This is a genomic window from Escherichia sp. HH41S, assembly GCF_009820115.1.
Lineage (GTDB): Bacteria > Pseudomonadota > Gammaproteobacteria > Enterobacterales > Enterobacteriaceae > Escherichia > Escherichia coli_F.
Window position 1 is genome coordinate 347,493 of the sequence record NZ_VNXE01000061.1, and the last position, 19,697, is coordinate 367,189.

Sequence of the window (19,697 nt, forward strand, 5' to 3'; positions counted from 1 at the left end):
CGGGCGGTTAATGTGTTTTACACATTTTTCCGTTAAACAGTGAGGCAGGCCATGGAGATGTTGTCTGGAGCCGAGATGGTCGTCCGATCGCTTATCGATCAGGGCGTTAAACAAGTATTCGGTTATCCCGGAGGCGCGGTCCTTGATATTTACGATGCATTGCATACCGTGGGTGGTATCGATCATGTATTAGTTCGTCATGAGCAGGCGGCGGTGCATATGGCCGATGGTCTGGCACGCGCGACCGGGGAAGTCGGCGTCGTGCTGGTAACATCGGGGCCAGGGGCGACCAATGCGATTACCGGCATCGCCACCGCTTATATGGACTCCATTCCCTTGGTTGTTCTTTCCGGGCAGGTAGCAACTTCGTTGATAGGCTACGATGCCTTTCAGGAGTGTGACATGGTGGGGATTTCCCGCCCGGTGGTGAAGCACAGTTTTCTGGTCAAACAGACAGAAGATATTCCTCAGGTGTTGAAAAAAGCCTTCTGGCTGGCGGCAAGTGGTCGTCCAGGACCTGTGGTGGTCGATCTACCAAAAGATATCCTGAATCCGGCAAAAAAATTACCGTATGCCTGGCCGGAAGCAGTCAGTATGCGTTCTTACAATCCCACAACCACTGGGCATAAAGGGCAAATTAAGCGCGCTCTGCAAACGCTGGTGGCGGCAAAAAAACCGGTTGTCTATGTAGGCGGCGGGGCAATCACGGCGGGCTGCCATCAGCAGCTGAAAGACACGGTGGAGGCGTTGAATCTGCCCGTTGTTTCCTCATTAATGGGGCTGGGGGCGTTTCCGGCAACGCATCGTCAGGCACTGGGCATGCTGGGAATGCACGGCACCTACGAAGCCAATATGACGATGCATAACGCGGATGTGATTTTTGCCGTCGGGGTACGTTTTGATGATCGAACGACGAACAATCTGGCAAAGTACTGCCCAAATGCCACGGTTTTGCATATCGATATTGATCCTACCTCCATTTCTAAAACCGTGACTGCTGATATCCCGATTGTTGGAGATGCCCGCCAGGTCCTTGAACAAATGCTTGAACTCCTGTCGCAAGAATCCGCCCATCAACCGCTGGATGAGATCCGCGATTGGTGGCAGCAGATTGAACAGTGGCGTGCTCGTCAGTGCCTGAAATACGATATTCACAGTGAAAAGATTAAACCGCAGGCGGTTATCGAGACTCTTTGGCGGCTGACGAAGGGGGACGCTTACGTGACGTCTGATGTCGGGCAGCACCAGATGTTCGCCGCACTTTATTATCCTTTCGACAAACCGCGTCGCTGGATTAACTCTGGTGGCCTCGGCACGATGGGGTTTGGTTTACCTGCGGCACTGGGCGTCAAAATGGCGCTGCCAGAAGAAACCGTGGTTTGCGTCACTGGTGACGGCAGTATTCAGATGAACATTCAGGAACTGTCTACCGCCTTGCAATACGAGTTGCCGGTATTGGTGGTGAATCTCAATAATCGCTATCTGGGGATGGTGAAGCAGTGGCAGGACATGATCTATTCCGGCCGTCATTCACAATCTTATATGCAATCGCTACCCGATTTCGTCCGTCTGGCGGAAGCCTATGGGCATGTTGGGATCCAGATTTCTCATCCGCAAGAGCTGGAAAGCAAACTTAGCGAGGCGCTGGAACAGGTGCGCAATAATCGTCTGGTCTTTGTTGATGTTACCGTCGATGGCAGTGAGCACGTCTACCCGATGCAGATTCGCGGGGGCGGAATGGATGAAATGTGGTTAAGCAAAACGGAGAGAACCTGATTATGCGCCGGATATTATCAGTCTTACTCGAAAATGAATCAGGCGCGTTATCCCGCGTGATTGGCCTTTTTTCCCAACGTGGGTACAACATTGAAAGCCTGACCGTTGCGCCCACCGACGATCCGACATTATCGCGTATGACCATCCAGACCGTGGGCGATGAAAAAGTGCTTGAGCAGATCGAAAAGCAATTACACAAACTGGTCGATGTCTTGCGCGTGAGCGAGCTGGGGCAGGGGGCGCACGTCGAGCGGGAAATTATGCTGGTGAAAATTCAGGCCAGCGGCTACGGACGTGACGAAGTGAAGCGCAATACGGAAATATTTCGTGGGCAAATCATCGATGTCACGCCATCGCTTTACACCGTCCAACTGGCAGGCACCAGCGATAAGCTTGATGCATTTTTAACATCGATTCGCGATGTGGCGAAAATTGTGGAAGTTGCTCGCTCTGGTGTAGTTGGACTTTCGCGCGGCGATAAAATAATGCGTTGAGAATGATCTCAATGCGCAATTTGCAGCCCAACATGTCACGTTGGGCTTTTTTTGCGAATTCAGTGGGAACCTGGAATAAAAGCAGTTGCCGCAGTTAATTTTCTGCGCTTAGATGTTAATGAATTTAACCCATACCAGTACAATGGCTATGGTTTTTACATTTTACGCAAGGGGCAATTGTGAAACTGGATGAAATCGCTCGGCTAGCGGGAGTGTCGCGGACCACTGCAAGCTATGTTATTAACGGCAAAGCGAAGCAATACCGTGTGAGCGACAAAACCGTTGAAAAAGTCATGGCTGTGGTGCGTGAGCACAATTACCACCCGAACGCCGTGGCAGCTGGGCTTCGTGCTGGACGCACACGTTCTATTGGTCTTGTGATCCCCGATCTGGAGAACACCAGCTATACCCGCATCGCTAATTATCTTGAACGTCAGGCGCGGCAACGGGGTTATCAACTGCTGATTGCTTGCTCAGAAGATCAGCCAGACAACGAAATGCGTTGTATTGAGCATCTTCTACAGCGTCAGGTTGATGCCATTATTGTTTCGACGTCGTTGCCACCAGAGCATCCTTTTTATCAACGCTGGGCTAACGACCCGTTCCCGATTGTCGCGCTGGACCGCGCCCTCGATCGTGAACACTTCACCAGCGTGGTTGGTGCCGATCAGGATGATGCCGAAATGCTGGCGGAAGAGTTACGTAAGTTTCCCGCCGAGACGGTGCTTTATCTTGGCGCGCTGCCGGAGCTTTCTGTGAGCTTCTTGCGTGAGCAAGGTTTCCGTACTGCCTGGAAAGATGATCCGCGCGAAGTGCATTTCCTTTATGCCAACAGTTATGAGCGGGAGGCGGCTGCCCAGTTATTCGAAAAATGGCTGGAAACGCATCCGATGCCGCAGGCGCTGTTCACAACGTCGTTTGCGTTGTTGCAAGGGGTGATGGATGTCACGCTGCGTCGCGATGGCAAACTGCCTTCTGACCTGGCAATTGCCACCTTTGGCGATAACGAACTGCTCGACTTCTTACAGTGCCCGGTGCTGGCAGTGGCTCAACGTCACCGCGATGTCGCAGAGCGTGTGCTGGAAATTGTCCTGGCAAGCCTGGACGAACCGCGTAAGCCAAAACCTGGGTTAACGCGCATTAAACGTAATCTCTATCGCCGCGGCGTGCTCAGCCGTAACTAAGCCGCGAACAAAAATACGCGCCAGTGAATTTCTCATTGGCGCGTCGAGTACGGGAATGGACATCAATATCCTTAAAGTAAATAAGACTATTCCTGGCTATTATTGATAAATGCTTTTAAACCCGCCCATTAATTAACTCACCTGCTGAAATTCACAATAATTAAGCAATATTGACAGAGCGTTTTTGCATTATTTTGTTACATGCAGAGATGAATTGCCGATTTAACAAACACTTTTCTTTGCTTTTGCGCAAACCTGCTGGCATCAAGCGCCACACAGACGCAACAGGGACTGTTAACCGGGGAAGATATGTCCTAAAATGCCGCTCGCGTCGCAAACTGACACTTTATATTTGCTGTGGAAAATAGTTAGTCATTTTAAAACGGTGATGACGATGAGGGATTTTTTCTTACAGCTATTCATAACGTTAATTTGCTTCGCACGTTGGACGTAAAATAAACAACGCTGATATTAGCCGTAAACATCGGGTTTTTTACCTCGGTATGCCTTGTGACTGGCTTGACAAGCTTTTCCTCCGCTCCGTAAACTCCTTTCAGTGGGAAATTGTGGGGCAAAGTGGGAATAAGGGGTGAGGCTGGCATGTTCCGGGGAGCAACGTTAGTCAATCTCGACAGCAAAGGGCGCTTATCAGTGCCTACCCGTTATCGGGAACAGCTGCTTGAGAACGCTGCCGGTCAAATGGTTTGCACCATTGACATTCATCACCCGTGCCTGCTGCTTTACCCCCTGCCTGAATGGGAAATTATCGAGCAAAAATTATCGCGTCTGTCGAGCATGAACCCGGTTGAGCGCCGTGTGCAGCGCCTTCTGTTAGGTCATGCCAGCGAATGTCAGATGGATGGCGCCGGTCGATTGTTAATCGCGCCAGTACTGCGGCAACATGCCGGTCTGACAAAAGAAGTGATGCTGGTTGGACAGTTCAACAAGTTTGAGCTGTGGGATGAAACAACCTGGCATCAACAGGTCAAGGAAGATATCGACGCAGAGCAGTTGGCTACTGGAGACTTATCGGAGCGACTGCAGGACTTGTCTCTATAAAATGATGGAAAACTATAAACATACTACGGTGCTGCTGGATGAAGCCGTTAATGGCCTCAATATCCGTCCTGATGGCATCTACATTGATGGGACTTTTGGTCGCGGTGGTCACTCACGTCTGATCCTCTCGCAGCTTGGCGAAGAGGGGCGTTTGCTGGCGATCGATCGCGACCCGCAGGCTATCGCCGTTGCGAAGACTATTGATGATCCGCGCTTCTCCATCATCCACGGACCTTTCTCCGCGCTGGGCGAATATGTTGCCGAGCGCGATCTTATCGGCAAGATCGACGGCATTCTCCTCGATCTTGGCGTCTCTTCACCGCAACTTGATGATGCTGAACGCGGCTTTTCCTTTATGCGCGATGGCCCGCTGGACATGCGTATGGACCCAACCCGCGGCCAATCCGCTGCTGAGTGGCTGCAAACCGCAGAAGAAGCTGATATCGCCTGGGTATTGAAAACCTACGGCGAAGAGCGTTTTGCCAAACGCATTGCCCGTGCCATTGTCGAGCGAAACCGCGAACAGCCGATGACCCGCACCAAAGAACTGGCGGAAGTCGTGGCTGCCGCAACGCCGGTGAAAGATAAGTTTAAACATCCCGCGACCCGTACCTTCCAGGCGGTGCGCATTTGGGTAAACAGTGAACTGGAGGAGATAGAGCAGGCGCTAAAAAGCTCGCTCAACGTGCTGGCCCCGGGGGGGCGGCTTTCAATTATCAGCTTCCACTCGCTGGAAGACCGCATTGTGAAGCGCTTTATGCGTGAAAACAGCCGCGGTCCGCAAGTTCCGGCAGGGTTACCGATGACTGAAGAGCAGCTCAAAAAACTGGGTGGCCGTCAGCTGCGAGCACTAGGCAAGTTAATGCCGGGCGAAGAAGAGGTGGCTGAGAACCCTCGTGCCCGTAGTTCAGTTCTGCGTATTGCAGAGAGGACGAACGCATGATCAGCAGAGTGACAGAAGCTCTAAGCAAAGTTAAAGGATCGATGGGAAGCCACGAGCGCCATGCATTGCCTGGTGTTATCGGTGACGATCTATTGCGATTTGGGAAGCTGCCACTCTGCCTGTTCATTTGCATTATTTTGACGGCGGTGACCGTGGTAACCACGGCGCACCACACCCGTTTGCTGACCGCTCAGCGCGAACAACTGGTGCTGGAGCGAGATGCTTTAGACATTGAATGGCGCAACCTGATCCTTGAAGAGAATGCGCTCGGCGACCATAGCCGGGTGGAAAGGATCGCCACGGAAAAGCTGCAAATGCAGCATGTTGATCCGTCACAAGAAAATATCGTAGTGCAAAAATAAGGATAAACGCGACGCATGAAAGCAGCGGCGAAAACGCAGAAACCAAAACGTCAGGAAGAACATGCCAACTTTATCAGTTGGCGTTTTGCGTTGTTATGCGGCTGTATTCTCCTGGCGCTGGCTTTTCTGCTCGGACGCGTAGCGTGGTTACAAGTTATCTCCCCGGATATGCTGGTAAAAGAGGGCGACATGCGTTCTCTTCGCGTTCAGCAAGTTTCCACCTCCCGCGGCATGATTACTGACCGTTCTGGTCGCCCGTTAGCGGTGAGCGTGCCGGTAAAAGCGATTTGGGCTGACCCGAAAGAGGTGCATGACGCTGGTGGTATCAGCGTCGGTGACCGCTGGAAGGCGTTGGCTAACGCGCTCAACATTCCATTGGATCAGCTCTCAGCTCGCATTAACGCTAACCCGAAAGGGCGCTTTATTTATCTGGCGCGTCAGGTAAACCCTGACATGGCAGAGTACATCAAAAAACTGAAGCTGCCGGGGATTCATCTACGTGAAGAATCTCGCCGTTACTATCCGTCTGGCGAAGTGACCGCTCACCTCATCGGCTTTACTAACGTCGATAGTCAGGGGATTGAGGGCGTCGAGAAGAGTTTCGATAAATGGCTTACCGGGCAGCCTGGCGAGCGCATTGTGCGTAAAGACCGCTATGGTCGCGTAATTGAAGATATCTCTTCCACCGACAGTCAGGCGGCACACAACCTGGCGTTGAGTATTGATGAACGCCTGCAGGCGCTGGTTTATCGCGAACTGAATAACGCGGTGGCCTTTAACAAGGCTGAATCCGGTAGTGCCGTGCTGGTGGATGTCAACACCGGTGAAGTGTTGGCGATGGCTAACAGCCCGTCATACAACCCAAACAATCTGAGTGGCACGCCGAAAGAGGCGATGCGTAACCGTACCATCACCGACGTGTTTGAACCTGGCTCAACGGTCAAACCGATGGTGGTGATGACCGCGTTGCAACGTGGCGTGGTGCGAGAAAACTCGGTACTGAATACCGTTCCTTATCGGATTAATGGCCACGAAATCAAAGACGTGGCACGCTACAGCGAATTAACCCTGACCGGGGTATTACAGAAGTCGAGTAACGTCGGTGTTTCCAAACTGGCGTTAGCGATGCCGTCCTCAGCGTTAGTAGATACTTACTCACGTTTTGGACTGGGAAAAGCGACCAATTTGGGGTTGGTCGGAGAACGCAGTGGCTTATATCCTCAAAAACAACGGTGGTCTGACATAGAGAGGGCCACCTTCTCTTTCGGCTACGGGCTAATGGTAACACCGTTACAGTTAGCGCGAGTCTACGCAACTATCGGCAGCTACGGCATTTATCGCCCACTGTCGATTACCAAAGTTGACCCCCCGGTTCCCGGTGAACGTGTCTTCCCGGAATCCATTGTTCGCACCGTAGTGCATATGATGGAAAGCGTGGCGCTACCGGGCGGCGGCGGCGTGAAGGCGGCGATTAAAGGCTATCGTATCGCCATTAAAACCGGTACCGCGAAAAAGGTCGGGCCGGACGGTCGCTACATCAATAAATATATTGCTTATACCGCAGGCGTTGCGCCTGCGAGTCAGCCGCGCTTCGCGCTGGTTGTTGTTATCAACGATCCGCAGGCGGGTAAATACTACGGCGGCGCCGTTTCCGCGCCGGTCTTTGGTGCCATCATGGGCGGCGTATTGCGTACCATGAACATCGAGCCGGATGCGCTGACAACGGGTGATAAAAATGAATTTGTGATTAATCAAGGCGAGGGGACAGGTGGCAGATCGTAATTTGCGCGACCTTCTTGCTCCGTGGGTGCCAGACGCACCTTCGCGAGCACTGCGAGAGATGACACTCGACAGCCGTGTGGCTGCGGCGGGCGATCTCTTTGTAGCTGTAGTAGGTCATCAGGCGGACGGGCGTCGATATATCCCGCAGGCGATAGCGCAAGGTGTGGCTGCCATTATTGCAGAGGCGAAAGATGAGGCGACCGACGGTGAAATCCGTGAAATGCACGGCGTACCAGTCATCTATCTCAGCCAGCTCAATGAGCGTTTATCTGCACTGGCGGGCCGCTTTTACCATGAACCCTCTGACAATTTACGTCTCGTGGGCGTAACGGGCACCAACGGCAAAACCACGACTACCCAGCTGTTGGCGCAGTGGAGCCAACTGCTTGGCGAAACCAGCGCGGTAATGGGCACCGTTGGTAACGGCCTGCTGGGAAAAGTGATCCCGACAGAAAATACCACCGGTTCGGCAGTCGATGTTCAGCATGAGCTGGCGGGGCTGGTGGATCAGGGCGCGACTTTTTGCGCAATGGAAGTTTCCTCCCACGGGCTGGTACAGCACCGTGTGGCGGCATTGAAATTTGCGGCGTCAGTCTTTACCAACTTGAGCCGCGATCACCTTGATTACCATGGTGATATGGAACACTACGAAGCGGCGAAATGGCTGCTTTATTCTGAGCATCATTGCGGTCAGGCGATTATTAACGCCGACGATGAAGTGGGCCGCCGCTGGCTGGCAAAACTGCCGGACGCGGTTGCGGTATCAATGGAAGGTCATATCAATCCGAACTGTCACGGACGCTGGTTGAAAGCGACTGAAGTGAACTATCACGACAGCGGTGCGACTATTCGCTTTAGCTCAAGCTGGGGCGATGGCGAAATTGAAAGCCATCTGATGGGCGCTTTTAACGTCAGCAACCTGCTGCTGGCGCTGGCGACGCTGCTGGCGCTGGGCTATCCACTGGCTGATCTGCTGAAAACCGCTGCTCGTCTGCAGCCCGTCTGCGGGCGTATGGAAGTGTTCACTGCGCCTGGCAAACCAACGGTGGTGGTGGATTACGCGCATACGCCGGATGCATTGGAAAAAGCCTTGCAGGCTGCACGTCTTCACTGTGCAGGCAAGCTGTGGTGCGTCTTTGGCTGTGGTGGCGATCGCGATAAAGGTAAGCGTCCACTGATGGGCGCGATTGCGGAAGAATTTGCTGACGTGGCGGTGGTAACGGACGATAACCCGCGTACCGAAGAACCGCGCGCTATCATCAACGATATTCTGGCGGGAATGTTAGATGCCGGACATGCCAAAGTGATGGAAGGCCGTGCTGAAGCGGTGACTTGCGCCGTTATGCAGGCTAAAGAGAATGATGTGGTACTGGTCGCGGGCAAAGGTCATGAGGATTACCAGATTGTTGGCAATCAGCGTCTGGACTACTCCGATCGTGTCACGGTGGCGCGTCTGCTGGGGGTGATTGCATGATTAGCGTAACCCTTAGCCAACTTACCGATATTCTCAACGGTGAACTGCAAGGTGCAGATATTACCCTTGATGCTGTAACCACTGACACGCGAAAACTGACGCCGGGCTGCCTGTTTGTTGCCCTGAAAGGCGAACGTTTCGATGCCCATGATTTTGCTGAACAGGCGAAAGCTGGCGGTGCGGGGGCACTACTGGTTAGCCGTCCGCTGGATATCGATCTGCCGCAGGTAATCGTCAAGGATACTCGTCTGGCGTTTGGTGAACTGGCTGCATGGGTTCGCCAGCAAGTTCCGGCGCGCGTGGTTGCTCTGACCGGTTCCTCCGGCAAAACCTCCGTTAAAGAGATGACGGCAGCGATTTTAAGCCAGTGTGGCAACACGCTTTATACGGCAGGCAATCTCAACAACGACATCGGTGTACCGATGACGCTGTTGCGCTTAACGCCAGAGTACGATTACGCAGTAATTGAACTTGGCGCGAACCATCAGGGCGAAATTGCCTGGACTGTGAGTCTGACTCGCCCGGAAGCGGCGCTGGTCAACAACCTGGCAGCGGCGCATCTGGAAGGTTTTGGCTCGCTTGCGGGTGTCGCGAAAGCGAAAGGTGAAATCTTTAGCGGCCTGCCGGAAAACGGTATCGCCATTATGAATGCCGACAACAACGACTGGCTGAACTGGCAGAGTGTGATTGGCTCACGCAAAGTGTGGCGCTTCTCACCGAATGCTAACAACAGCGATTTCACCGCCACCAATATCCACGTGACCTCGCACGGTACGGAATTTACGCTGCAAACCCCAACGGGTAGCGTCGATGTTCTGCTGCCGTTGCCGGGGCGTCACAATATTGCGAATGCTCTGGCAGCCGCTGCGCTCTCCATGTCCGTGGGCGCAACGCTTGATGCTATTAAAGCGGGGCTGGCAAATCTGAAAGCTGTTCCTGGCCGTCTGTTCCCCATTCAACTGGCGGAAAATCAGTTGCTGCTCGACGACTCCTACAACGCTAACGTCGGCTCCATGACCGCCGCTGTTCAGGTACTGGCTGAAATGCCGGGCTACCGTGTGCTGGTGGTGGGCGATATGGCGGAACTGGGCGCTGAAAGCGAGGCCTGCCATGTACAGGTGGGCGAAGCGGCGAAGGCGGCGGGTATTGACCGCGTGTTAAGTGTGGGTAAACAAAGCCATGCTATCAGTACCGCCAGCGGCGTTGGTGAACATTTTGCCGATAAAACTGCGCTTATCACACGTCTTAAATCACTGATTGCTGAGCAACAGGTAATTACAATTTTAGTTAAGGGTTCACGTAGTGCTGCCATGGAAGAGGTAGTACGCGCTTTACAGGAGAATGGGACATGTTAGTTTGGCTGGCCGAACATTTGGTCAAATATTATTCCGGCTTTAACGTCTTTTCCTATCTGACGTTTCGCGCCATCGTCAGCCTGCTGACTGCGCTGTTCATCTCATTGTGGATGGGCCCGCGCATGATTGCTCATTTACAAAAACTCTCCTTTGGTCAGGTGGTGCGTAACGACGGTCCTGAATCACACTTCAGCAAGCGCGGTACGCCGACTATGGGCGGGATTATGATCCTGACAGCGATTGTGATCTCCGTGCTGCTGTGGGCATACCCGTCCAACCCGTATGTCTGGTGCGTGTTGGTCGTGCTGGTCGGTTACGGTGTTATTGGCTTCGTTGATGACTATCGCAAAGTGGTGCGTAAAGACACCAAGGGGTTGATTGCTCGCTGGAAGTATTTCTGGATGTCGGTTATTGCGCTGGGTGTTGCTTTTGCTTTGTACCTTGCCGGGAAAGACACGCCTGCAACGCAGCTGGTGGTCCCGTTCTTTAAAGATGTGATGCCGCAGTTGGGGCTGTTCTACATTCTGCTGGCTTACTTCGTCATTGTGGGCACCGGCAACGCGGTAAACCTGACCGATGGTCTTGATGGCCTGGCGATTATGCCGACTGTATTCGTCGCCGGTGGTTTTGCGCTGGTGGCATGGGCAACCGGCAACATGAATTTTGCCAGCTATTTACACATACCGTATCTGCGACACGCCGGGGAACTGGTCATTGTCTGTACCGCGATAGTCGGGGCAGGGCTGGGCTTCTTGTGGTTTAACACCTATCCGGCGCAGGTCTTTATGGGCGATGTAGGTTCGCTGGCGTTAGGTGGCGCGCTGGGCATTATCGCCGTACTGCTGCGTCAGGAATTCCTGCTGGTGATTATGGGCGGCGTGTTTGTCGTTGAAACTCTGTCGGTTATTTTGCAGGTCGGCTCCTTTAAACTGCGCGGACAACGTATTTTCCGCATGGCACCGATTCATCACCACTATGAACTGAAAGGCTGGCCGGAACCGCGCGTCATTGTACGTTTCTGGATTATTTCGCTGATGCTGGTCCTGATTGGTCTGGCAACGCTGAAGGTACGTTAATCATGGCTGATTACCAGGGTAAAAATGTCGTCATTATCGGCCTGGGCCTCACCGGGCTTTCTTGCGTGGACTTTTTCCTCGCTCGCGGTGTGACGCCGCGCGTTATGGATACGCGTATGACACCGCCTGGCCTGGATAAATTACCCGAAGCCGTAGAACGCCACACGGGCGGTCTTAATGACGACTGGCTGATGGCGGCTGATCTGATCGTCGCCAGTCCCGGCATTGCATTGGCGCATCCTTCCTTAAGCGCTGCCGCTGATGCCGGAATCGAAATTGTTGGCGATATCGAACTGTTCTGTCGTGAAGCACAAGCACCAATCGTGGCGATCACCGGTTCTAATGGCAAAAGCACGGTCACCACACTAGTGGGTGAAATGGCGAAAGCGGCGGGCGTTAACGTTGGCGTGGGTGGCAACATTGGCCTGCCCGCGTTGATGCTGTTGGATGCTGAGTGCGAACTGTACGTGCTCGAGCTGTCGAGCTTCCAGCTGGAAACCACCTCCAGTTTACAGGCGGTGGCAGCGACCATTCTGAACGTGACAGAAGATCATATGGATCGCTATCCATTTGGTTTACAGCAGTATCGTGCGGCAAAACTGCGCATTTATGAAAATGCGAAAGTTTGCGTGGTTAATGCTGATGATGCCTTAACAATGCCGATTCGTGGTGCGGATGAACGTTGCGTTAGCTTTGGTATCAATATGGGCGACTATCACTTGAATCATCAGCAGGGTGAAACCTGGCTGCGGGTGAAAGGCGAGAAAGTGTTGAACGTGAAAGAGATGAAACTTTCCGGTCAGCATAACTACACCAATGCGCTGGCGGCACTGGCTCTGGCAGACGCAGCTGGTTTGCCACGCGCCAGTAGCCTGAAAGCGTTAACTACGTTCACTGGTCTACCGCATCGCTTTGAAGTGGTGCTGGAACATAACGGTGTGCGCTGGATTAACGACTCGAAAGCGACCAATGTCGGCAGTACGGAAGCGGCGCTCAATGGCCTGCACGTAGATGGCACGCTGCATTTGTTGCTGGGCGGCGATGGTAAATCGGCGGACTTTAGTCCGCTGGCACGTTACCTGAATGGCGATAACGTACGTTTGTATTGTTTCGGTCGTGACGGCGCACAGCTGGCGGCACTGCGCCCGGAAGTGGCAGAACAAACCGAAACCATGGAACAGGCGATGCGCTTGCTGGCTCCGCGTGTTCAACCAGGAGATATGGTTCTGCTCTCCCCGGCCTGTGCCAGCCTTGATCAATTCAAGAACTTTGAACAACGAGGCAATGAGTTTGCCCGTCTGGCGAAGGAGTTAGGTTGATGCGTTTATCTCTCCCTCGCCTGAAAATGCCGCGCCTGCCAGGATTCAGTATCCTGGTCTGGATCTCCACGGCGCTAAAGGGCTGGGTGATGGGCTCGCGGGAAAAAGATACCGACAGCCTGATCATGTACGATCGCACCTTACTGTGGCTGACCTTCGGCCTCGCGGCGATCGGCTTTATCATGGTGACGTCCGCATCAATGCCTATCGGACAACGCTTGACTAACGATCCCTTTTTCTTCGCTAAGCGTGATGGCGTCTACCTGATCCTGGCGTTCATTCTGGCGATCATTACGCTGCGTCTGCCGATGGAGTTCTGGCAACGTTACAGCGCTACGATGCTACTCGGTTCAATCATCCTGTTGATGATCGTTCTGGTAGTGGGTAGCTCTGTTAAAGGGGCATCGCGTTGGATCGATCTCGGCTTGCTGCGTATCCAGCCTGCGGAGCTGACAAAACTGTCGCTGTTTTGCTATATCGCCAACTATCTGGTGCGTAAAGGCGACGAAGTGCGTAATAACCTGCGCGGCTTCTTGAAACCGATGGGCGTGATTTTGGTGTTGGCAGTGTTACTGCTGGCACAGCCAGACCTTGGTACGGTGGTGGTGCTGTTTGTGACCACGCTGGCGATGTTGTTCCTGGCGGGGGCGAAATTGTGGCAGTTCATTGCCATTATCGGCATGGGGATTTCAGCGGTTGTGTTACTGATCCTCGCCGAACCGTACCGTATCCGCCGTGTTACCGCATTCTGGAATCCGTGGGAAGATCCCTTTGGTAGCGGCTATCAGTTAACGCAATCGCTGATGGCGTTTGGTCGCGGCGAACTGTGGGGGCAAGGTTTAGGTAACTCGGTTCAAAAACTGGAGTATCTGCCGGAAGCACACACTGACTTTATTTTCGCCATTATCGGCGAAGAACTGGGGTATGTCGGTGTGGTGCTGGCACTTTTAATGGTATTCTTCGTCGCTTTTCGTGCGATGTCGATTGGCCGTAAAGCATTAGAAATTGACCATCGTTTTTCCGGTTTTCTCGCCTGTTCCATTGGCATCTGGTTTAGTTTCCAGGCACTGGTTAACGTAGGCGCGGCAGCGGGGATGTTACCGACCAAAGGTCTGACATTGCCGCTGATCAGTTACGGTGGTTCGAGCTTACTGATTATGTCGACAGCCATCATGATGCTGTTGCGTATTGATTATGAAACGCGTCTGGAGAAAGCGCAGGCGTTTGTACGAGGTTCACGATGAGTGGTCAAGGAAAGCGATTAATGGTGATGGCCGGCGGAACCGGTGGACATGTGTTCCCGGGACTGGCGGTTGCGCACCATCTAATGGCTCAGGGTTGGCAAGTTCGCTGGCTGGGGACTGCCGACCGTATGGAAGCGGACTTAGTGCCAAAACATGGCATCGAAATTGATTTCATTCGTATCTCTGGTCTGCGTGGTAAAGGTATAAAAGCACTGTTAGCTGCGCCTCTGCGTATTTTTAACGCCTGGCGTCAGGCACGGGCGATTATGAAAGCGTTCAAACCTGATGTGGTGCTCGGTATGGGCGGCTACGTATCAGGTCCAGGTGGACTGGCAGCGTGGTCGTTAGGCATTCCGGTTGTACTTCATGAACAAAACGGTATTGCGGGCTTAACCAATAAATGGCTGGCGAAGATTGCCACCAAAGTGATGCAGGCGTTTCCAGGCGCTTTCCCTAATGCGGAAGTGGTGGGTAACCCGGTGCGTACCGATGTGCTGGCGCTGCCGTTGCCACAGCAACGTTTGGCTGGACGTGAAGGTCCGGTTCGTGTGTTGGTAGTGGGTGGTTCCCAGGGCGCACGCATTCTTAACCAGACAATGCCGCAGGTTGCTGCGAAACTGGGTGATTCAGTCACTATCTGGCATCAGAGCGGCAAAGGTTCGCAACAATCCGTTGAACAGGCGTATGCGGAAGCGGGGCAACCGCAGCATAAAGTGACGGAATTTATTGATGATATGGCGGCGGCGTATGCGTGGGCGGATGTCGTCGTTTGCCGCTCCGGTGCGTTAACGGTGAGTGAAATTGCCGCAGCGGGGCTACCGGCATTGTTTGTGCCGTTTCAACATAAAGACCGCCAGCAATACTGGAATGCGCTACCGCTGGAAAAAGCGGGCGCAGCCAAAATTATCGAGCAGCCACAGCTTACTGTGGATGCTGTCGCCAACACCCTGGCCGGGTGGTCGCGAGAAACCTTATTAACCATGGCAGAACGCGCCCGTGCTGCATCCATTCCGGATGCCACCGAGCGAGTGGCAAATGAAGTGAGCCGGGCTGCCCGGGCGTAATTGTAGCGATGCCTTTTGCATCGTATGAATGTAAGAAGTTAATGGCGTAAAGAATGAATACACAACAATTGGCAAAACTGCGTTCCATCGTGCCCGAAATGCGTCGCGTTCGGCACATACATTTTGTCGGCATCGGTGGTGCCGGTATGGGCGGTATTGCCGAAGTTCTGGCCAATGAAGGTTATCAGATCAGTGGTTCCGATTTAGCGCCAAATCCGGTCACGCAACAGTTAATGAATCTGGGAGCGACGATTTATTTCAACCATCGCCCGGAAAACGTACGTGATGCCAGTGTGGTCGTTGTTTCCAGCGCGATTTCTGCCGATAACCCGGAAATTGTCGCAGCTCATGAAGCGCGTATTCCGGTGATTCGTCGCGCGGAAATGCTGGCTGAGTTAATGCGTTTTCGTCATGGCATCGCCATTGCCGGAACGCACGGCAAAACGACAACCACCGCGATGGTTTCCAGCATCTACGCAGAAGCGGGGCTCGACCCAACCTTCGTTAACGGCGGGCTGGTAAAAGCGGCGGGTGTTCATGCGCGTTTGGGGCATGGTCGATACCTGATTGCCGAAGCGGATGAGAGCGATGCATCGTTCCTCCATTTGCAACCGATGGTGGCGATTGTCACCAATATCGAAGCCGACCACATGGATACCTACCAGGGCGACTTTGAGAATTTAAAACAGACCTTTATTAATTTTCTGCACAACCTGCCGTTTTACGGTCGTGCGGTGATGTGTGTAGATGATCCGGTGATCCGCGAATTGTTACCGCGTGTGGGGCGTCAGACCACGACTTACGGCTTCAGCGAAGATGCCGACGTGCGTGTAGAAGATTATCAGCAGATTGGTCCGCAGGGGCACTTTACGCTGCTGCGCCAGGACAAAGAGCCGATGCGCGTTACCCTGAATGCGCCAGGCCGTCATAACGCGCTGAATGCCGCAGCTGCGGTCGCTGTTGCCACGGAAGAGGGGATTGACGACGAGGCTATTTTGCGTGCGCTGGAGAGTTTCCAGGGGACAGGCCGTCGTTTTGATTTCCTCGGTGAATTCCCGCTGGAGCCAGTGAATGGTAAAAGCGGTACGGCAATGCTGGTTGATGACTACGGTCACCATCCGACCGAAGTGGATGCCACCATTAAAGCGGCGCGTGCAGGCTGGCCGGATAAAAACCTGGTAATGCTGTTTCAGCCGCACCGTTTTACCCGTACGCGCGACCTGTATGATGATTTCGCCAATGTGCTGACGCAGGTTGATACCCTGTTGATGCTGGAAGTGTATCCGGCTGGCGAAGCGCCAATTCCGGGAGCGGACAGCCGTTCGCTGTGTCGCACAATTCGTGGACGTGGGAAAATTGATCCCATTCTGGTGCCGGACCCGGCGCAGGTAGCCGAAATGCTAGCACCAGTATTAACCGGTAACGACCTGATTCTCGTTCAGGGGGCCGGTAATATCGGAAAAATTGCTCGTTCTTTAGCTGAAATCAAACTGAAGCCGCAAACTCCGGAGGAAGAACAACATGACTGATAAAATCGCGGTCCTGTTGGGCGGGACCTCCGCTGAGCGGGAAGTTTCTCTGAATTCTGGTGCAGCGGTGTTAGCCGGGCTGCGTGAAGGCGGTATTGACGCGTATCCTGTCGACCCGAAAGAAGTCGACGTGACGCAACTGAAGTCGATGGGCTTTCAGAAAGTGTTTATCGCGCTACATGGTCGCGGCGGTGAAGATGGCACGCTGCAGGGTATGCTCGAGCTGATGGGCTTGCCTTATACCGGCAGCGGAGTGATGGCATCTGCGCTTTCAATGGATAAACTACGCAGCAAATTGCTTTGGCAGGGCGCTGGTTTACCGGTAGCGCCGTGGGTAGCATTAACCCGCGCAGAGTTTGAAAAAGGCCTGAGCGATAAGCAGTTAGCAGAAATTTCTGCCTTAGGTTTGCCGGTTATCGTTAAGCCGAGCCGCGAAGGTTCCAGTGTGGGAATGTCAAAAGTAGTAGCAGAAAATGCTCTACAAGATGCATTAAGATTGGCATTTCAGCACGATGAAGAAGTATTGATTGAAAAATGGCTAAGTGGGCCGGAGTTCACGGTTGCGATACTTGGTGAAGAAATTTTACCGTCAATACGTATTCAACCGGCCGGAACCTTCTATGATTATGAGGCGAAGTATCTCTCTGATGAGACACAGTATTTCTGCCCCGCAGGTCTGGAAGCGTCACAAGAGGCCAATTTGCAGGCATTAGTGCTGAAAGCATGGACGACGTTAGGTTGCAAAGGATGGGGACGTATTGACGTTATGCTGGACAGCGATGGACAGTTTTATCTGCTGGAGGCCAATACCTCACCGGGTATGACCAGCCACAGCCTGGTGCCGATGGCGGCACGTCAGGCAGGTATGAGCTTCTCGCAGTTGGTAGTACGAATTCTGGAACTGGCGGACTAATATGTCGCAGGCTGCTCTGAACACGCGAAACAGCGAAGAAGAGGTTTCTTCTCGCCGCAATAATGGAACGCGTCTGGCGGGGATCCTTTTCCTGCTGACCGTTTTAACGACAGTGTTGGTGAGCGGCTGGGTCGTGTTGGGCTGGATGGAAGATGCGCAACGCCTGCCGCTCTCAAAGCTGGTGTTGACCGGTGAACGCCATTACACGCGTAATGACGATATCCGGCAGTCGATCCTGGCATTGGGTGAGCCAGGTACCTTTATGACCCAGGATGTCAACATCATCCAGACGCAAATAGAACAACGCCTGCCGTGGATTAAGCAGGTGAGCGTCAGAAAGCAGTGGCCTGATGAATTGAAGATTCATCTGGTTGAATATGTGCCGATTGCGCGGTGGAATGATCAACATATGGTAGACGCGGAAGGAAACACTTTCAGCGTACCACCAGATCGCACCAGCAAGCAGGTGCTTCCAATGCTGTATGGCCCGGAAGGCAGCGCCAATGAAGTGTTGCAGGGCTATCGCGAAATGGGGCAGATGCTGGCAAAGGACAGATTTACTCTGAAGGAAGCGGCGATGACCGCGCGGCGTTCCTGGCAGTTGACGCTGAATAACGATATTAAGCTCAATCTTGGCCGGGGCGATACGATGAAACGTTTGGCTCGCTTTGTAGAACTTTATCCGGTTTTACAGCAGCAGGCGCAAACCGATGGCAAACGGATTAGCTACGTTGATTTGCGTTATGACTCTGGAGCGGCAGTAGGCTGGGCGCCCTTGCCGCCAGAGGAATCTACTCAGCAACAAAATCAGGCACAGGCAGAACAACAATGATCAAGGCGACGGACAGAAAACTGGTAGTAGGACTGGAGATTGGTACCGCGAAGGTTGCCGCTTTAGTAGGGGAAGTTCTGCCCGACGGTATGGTCAATATCATTGGCGTGGGCAGCTGCCCGTCGCGTGGTATGGATAAAGGCGGGGTGAACGACCTCGAATCCGTGGTCAAGTGCGTACAACGCGCCATTGACCAGGCAGAATTGATGGCAGATTGTCAGATCTCTTCGGTATATCTGGCGCTTTCTGGTAAGCACATCAGCTGCCAGAATGAAATTGGTATGGTGCCTATTTCTGAAGAAGAAGTGACGCAAGAAGATGTGGAAAACGTCGTCCATACCGCGAAATCAGTGCGTGTGCGCGATGAGCATCGTGTGCTGCATGTGATCCCGCAAGAGTATGCGATTGACTATCAGGAAGGGATCAAGAATCCGGTAGGACTTTCGGGCGTGCGGATGCAGGCAAAAGTGCACCTGATCACATGTCACAACGATATGGCGAAAAACATCGTCAAAGCGGTTGAACGTTGTGGGCTGAAAGTTGACCAACTGATATTTGCCGGACTGGCATCAAGTTATTCGGTATTGACGGAAGATGAACGTGAACTGGGTGTCTGCGTCGTCGATATCGGTGGTGGTACAATGGATATCGCCGTTTATACCGGTGGGGCATTGCGCCACACTAAGGTAATTCCTTATGCTGGCAATGTCGTGACCAGTGATATCGCTTACGCCTTTGGCACGCCGCCAAGCGACGCCGAAGCGATTAAAGTTCGCCACGGTTGTGCACTGGGTTCCATCGTTGGAAAAGATGAGAGCGTGGAAGTGCCTAGCGTAGGCGGTCGTCCACCGCGGAGTCTGCAACGTCAGACCCTGGCAGAGGTGATCGAGCCGCGCTATACCGAGCTGCTCAACCTGGTCAACGAAGAGATATTGCAGTTGCAGGAAAAGCTTCGCCAACAAGGGGTTAAACATCACCTGGCGGCAGGCATTGTTTTAACTGGTGGCGCAGCGCAGATCGAAGGTCTTGCAGCCTGTGCTCAGCGCGTGTTTCATACGCAGGTGCGCATCGGCGCGCCGCTGAACATTACCGGTTTAACGGATTATGCTCAGGAGCCGTATTATTCGACGGCGGTGGGATTGCTTCACTACGGGAAAGAGTCACATCTTAACGGTGAAGCTGAAGTAGAAAAACGTGTTACAGCATCAGTTGGCTCGTGGATCAAGCGACTCAATAGTTGGCTGCGAAAAGAGTTTTAATTTTTATGAGGTCGACGATAATTACGGCCTCA

At 53.2% G+C, this 19,697-nt stretch carries 18 protein-coding genes; all 18 read left to right on the plus strand.

Annotated features, from left to right (window positions below; translation table 11 throughout):
* Positions 1-51: 51 nt before the first annotated feature.
* The 18 genes from ilvI to ftsA all read left to right on the plus strand — a co-directional run bounded on the left by ilvI (position 52) and on the right by ftsA (position 19,665).
* Complete coding sequence (gene ilvI, locus FQZ95_RS11370; RefSeq protein ID WP_105277280.1) at positions 52-1,776, plus strand: acetolactate synthase 3 large subunit; 1,725 nt, start codon at positions 52-54, stop codon at positions 1,774-1,776.
* Between the two features lie 2 nt (positions 1,777-1,778).
* A complete protein-coding gene (gene ilvN / locus FQZ95_RS11375) occupies positions 1,779-2,270 on the plus strand; it encodes an acetolactate synthase small subunit (protein ID WP_105277281.1) in 492 nt (163 codons plus the stop codon).
* A gap of 11 nt (positions 2,271-2,281) precedes the next feature.
* Positions 2,282-2,368: a hypothetical protein gene (locus FQZ95_RS11380; RefSeq protein WP_032160836.1), complete on the plus strand. Its 87-nt coding sequence runs from the start codon at positions 2,282-2,284 to the stop codon at positions 2,366-2,368.
* Positions 2,369-2,449: 81 nt separating this feature from the next.
* Entirely contained in the window at positions 2,450-3,454 is a 1,005-nt protein-coding gene (gene cra / locus FQZ95_RS11385; RefSeq protein WP_000762400.1) for a catabolite repressor/activator, read from the plus strand.
* A 600-nt stretch (positions 3,455-4,054) separates the two neighbouring features.
* Entirely contained in the window at positions 4,055-4,513 is a 459-nt protein-coding gene (gene mraZ, locus FQZ95_RS11390; protein WP_001295770.1) for a division/cell wall cluster transcriptional repressor MraZ, read from the plus strand.
* A 1-nt stretch (position 4,514) separates the two neighbouring features.
* Positions 4,515-5,456, plus strand: a complete 942-nt coding sequence (gene rsmH / locus FQZ95_RS11395; protein ID WP_000970479.1) for a 16S rRNA (cytosine(1402)-N(4))-methyltransferase RsmH — start codon at positions 4,515-4,517, stop codon at positions 5,454-5,456.
* On the plus strand, positions 5,453-5,818 hold the full coding sequence (gene ftsL / locus FQZ95_RS11400; RefSeq protein ID WP_000625658.1) for a cell division protein FtsL: 366 nt from the start codon (positions 5,453-5,455) through the stop codon (positions 5,816-5,818). The genes rsmH and ftsL overlap by 4 nt, the downstream gene beginning before the upstream one ends.
* A gap of 15 nt (positions 5,819-5,833) precedes the next feature.
* Positions 5,834-7,600 carry a peptidoglycan glycosyltransferase FtsI gene (gene ftsI / locus FQZ95_RS11405; protein ID WP_000642212.1) on the plus strand — a complete coding sequence of 589 codons (1,767 nt, stop codon included), beginning with the start codon at positions 5,834-5,836 and terminating at the stop codon, positions 7,598-7,600.
* Entirely contained in the window at positions 7,587-9,074 is a 1,488-nt protein-coding gene (gene murE, locus FQZ95_RS11410) for a UDP-N-acetylmuramoyl-L-alanyl-D-glutamate--2,6-diaminopimelate ligase (protein ID WP_032183200.1), read from the plus strand. Before ftsI ends, murE begins: the two co-directional genes overlap by 14 nt.
* The gene (gene murF, locus FQZ95_RS11415) at positions 9,071-10,429 is read left to right on the plus strand and encodes a UDP-N-acetylmuramoyl-tripeptide--D-alanyl-D-alanine ligase (RefSeq protein WP_160530196.1); all 1,359 of its coding nucleotides are present in this window, start codon (positions 9,071-9,073) and stop codon (positions 10,427-10,429) included. The genes murE and murF overlap by 4 nt, the downstream gene beginning before the upstream one ends.
* Positions 10,423-11,505 (plus strand): phospho-N-acetylmuramoyl-pentapeptide-transferase, encoded by a 1,083-nt coding sequence (gene mraY, locus FQZ95_RS11420; RefSeq protein ID WP_000964131.1) that lies wholly within the window; start codon positions 10,423-10,425, stop codon positions 11,503-11,505. Before murF ends, mraY begins: the two co-directional genes overlap by 7 nt.
* A 2-nt stretch (positions 11,506-11,507) precedes the next feature.
* Positions 11,508-12,824 (plus strand): UDP-N-acetylmuramoyl-L-alanine--D-glutamate ligase, encoded by a 1,317-nt coding sequence (gene murD, locus FQZ95_RS11425; RefSeq protein WP_160530197.1) that lies wholly within the window; start codon positions 11,508-11,510, stop codon positions 12,822-12,824.
* Complete coding sequence (gene ftsW, locus FQZ95_RS11430; protein WP_001295532.1) at positions 12,824-14,068, plus strand: cell division protein FtsW; 1,245 nt, start codon at positions 12,824-12,826, stop codon at positions 14,066-14,068. Before murD ends, ftsW begins: the two co-directional genes overlap by 1 nt.
* Complete coding sequence (gene murG, locus FQZ95_RS11435; RefSeq protein ID WP_000016571.1) at positions 14,065-15,132, plus strand: undecaprenyldiphospho-muramoylpentapeptide beta-N-acetylglucosaminyltransferase; 1,068 nt, start codon at positions 14,065-14,067, stop codon at positions 15,130-15,132. The genes ftsW and murG overlap by 4 nt, the downstream gene beginning before the upstream one ends.
* 53 nt (positions 15,133-15,185) lie before the next feature.
* Entirely contained in the window at positions 15,186-16,661 is a 1,476-nt protein-coding gene (gene murC / locus FQZ95_RS11440; RefSeq protein WP_001096048.1) for a UDP-N-acetylmuramate--L-alanine ligase, read from the plus strand.
* A complete protein-coding gene (gene ddlB, locus FQZ95_RS11445; protein ID WP_000130051.1) occupies positions 16,654-17,574 on the plus strand; it encodes a D-alanine--D-alanine ligase in 921 nt (306 codons plus the stop codon). Before murC ends, ddlB begins: the two co-directional genes overlap by 8 nt.
* Before the next feature lies 1 nt (position 17,575).
* Entirely contained in the window at positions 17,576-18,406 is an 831-nt protein-coding gene (gene ftsQ, locus FQZ95_RS11450) for a cell division protein FtsQ (RefSeq protein ID WP_000075744.1), read from the plus strand.
* Complete coding sequence (gene ftsA, locus FQZ95_RS11455) at positions 18,403-19,665, plus strand: cell division protein FtsA (protein WP_000588474.1); 1,263 nt, start codon at positions 18,403-18,405, stop codon at positions 19,663-19,665. The genes ftsQ and ftsA overlap by 4 nt, the downstream gene beginning before the upstream one ends.
* The last annotated feature ends 32 nt before the right edge of the window (positions 19,666-19,697 follow it).